A 1,913-nucleotide genomic window follows, 5' to 3' on the forward strand; every position below is an offset into this window, starting at 1 on the left:
TCAAAAGCCAAACAAGAGGGAATCCCCATGGCTATCTACATGAACTTCAACAACAAAGCCACCAAAGGTAACGTCACCGCCAAAGGTTACGAAGACTGGATCGAAGTGGACAGCTTCAACTTTGGTGTTGGCCGCGGCATTACCATGGAAGCCGGCGCCACCTCCAACCGTGAAGCTTCTCGCCCAAGCCTGAGTGAAGTGAGCTTTACCAAGCGCATCGATGCTGCTTCCGGCGGCCTGTTCAAGTCTTCTGTCACTGGTGATGAAGGCGTCCCTGTAGAAATCCACGTTGTACAGACTGGCGCTAACTCAGTAGAAAAATATGCTGTTTACAAGCTGACAGACGTCATTATCTCTTCTTACAGCATTGGCGCTTCCGCCGGTGGTGCTCCTCAGGAGTCTGTATCCCTGAGCTTTGCCAAAATTGAAGCGGAACTCGACCACGCTGATAAGACTAACAAGAACCCGAAGAACATGAAGGTTGGATACGACCTCACTACAGCTACTCCGCTGTAATTGGTTCGACTCGCTTCGGGTTGAACAGTGGCCTGCTGGTTACCTGCAGGCCACCGCTCTCCAGTTCTTTAGTTGAGTGCTTATTTGAGCACTGACCTAAAGAACTGCAGATTTTCAAAATCTCATTTCTTATTTAGGCACCGTAGGGATAGTTGGGGCTGCCCATGGCTACACTCAATCAAGATAAAAGAATGATTAAGGTCGACAGCCCTGTTGGCTCCGATGTACTGATTGCGACGACCTTACAAGGTGAGGAGCATGTATCCAAGCTTTTCCGTTATGAAGTCCAGCTCTTTTCAGATGACCATGCTATCGAGCAGAAAGACATTATCGGCAAGCCAGTCACTATCTCTATTCATCACTCTGAAACACCCCGCCATATTAATGGCTACGTCACCCAGTTCTCTTTACACGATGTAAATGCCGAGGGTGTGCGCAGTTATAGCGCGATCCTCCAGCCCGGCCTATGGTTTACGAGTCTCGGCGGCGCCAATAGAGTCTTTGAAAAAAAGTCAGCCAAACAGATTCTGGAAGAGGTTCTCGGAGAGTACAGCAAGGTAATCAAGTTAACCTTGAAATTGAATGCCGAATACATCACACGTGAATATTGTGTTCAGTTTGATGAAAGTGATTTCGACTTTATCAATCGCTTAATGGCAGAAGAAGGTATTTCCTACTATTTCAAACACACTGCTGGGCAACATGAGCTTGTTCTCTGTGACGATGCTCAAGACTTTTACGACTGTGAGAGTGAAAAAGTTGAGTACGATGGTGGAGGTAGCCACCCCACAAAAAACACTATCAATAGTTGGAGACGAAATTTCAATTACCATGGAGGCGGATTTGAACTGAAGGACTACAGCGAATTTACCGCCACTAAAGACAACAAGCAGCAAGTAAAGACCACAAGCAAGCTGAATGATGTTTCAAACTATATGCGCAGCTTGTATGGTTTGAATCATTTTCAGGCCGACGGTGAGCATAAGCATAAATTTACTGACAGCTACCATAAAGCCTTGGCCGAGCGCGCCATGGAAGCCCAGGAAGCGCTGTTTGATGTGAGCCATGGACGCAGTGACTGCCCATCTTTTACTGCCGGCGGACGTTTCAATTTTGATCACACTCTTTCGTCAGAAAAAGGCAAGTACCTTATTACCTCCGTACATATTTCTGCCGCAGATAGTAACAGTAACGAAACTCACTTCCACAATACTTTCAGCTGCGTACCATCCACAATAATGCCGCGCCCACAACCAAATGTATGCACAAAAAAAATACACTCGCCACAAGTAGCAAAAGTGCTGGAAGTGAAAGCAACAGCCTCCGATAGCTCTCAAGACCCATACACACAGTTAAAGGTGAAGTTTCCATGGAATTCCCAGCAAAACAGCTGCTGG

General features: G+C 46.8%; 2 protein-coding genes. Both read left to right on the forward strand.

The window, feature by feature from the left end:
* A partial coding sequence (locus tag ACCI49_RS24490; RefSeq protein WP_371841874.1) for an Hcp family type VI secretion system effector occupies nt 1–516 on the forward strand: 516 nt, incomplete at its 5' end.
* Nucleotides 517–680: 164 nt separating this feature from the next.
* Nucleotides 681–1,913: type VI secretion system Vgr family protein (locus ACCI49_RS24495; protein WP_371841875.1), on the forward strand; the 1,233-nt coding region annotated here is incomplete at its 3' end.

It is taken from the genome of Microbulbifer epialgicus (assembly GCF_041447265.1).
Classification (GTDB): domain Bacteria; phylum Pseudomonadota; class Gammaproteobacteria; order Pseudomonadales; family Cellvibrionaceae; genus Microbulbifer; species Microbulbifer epialgicus.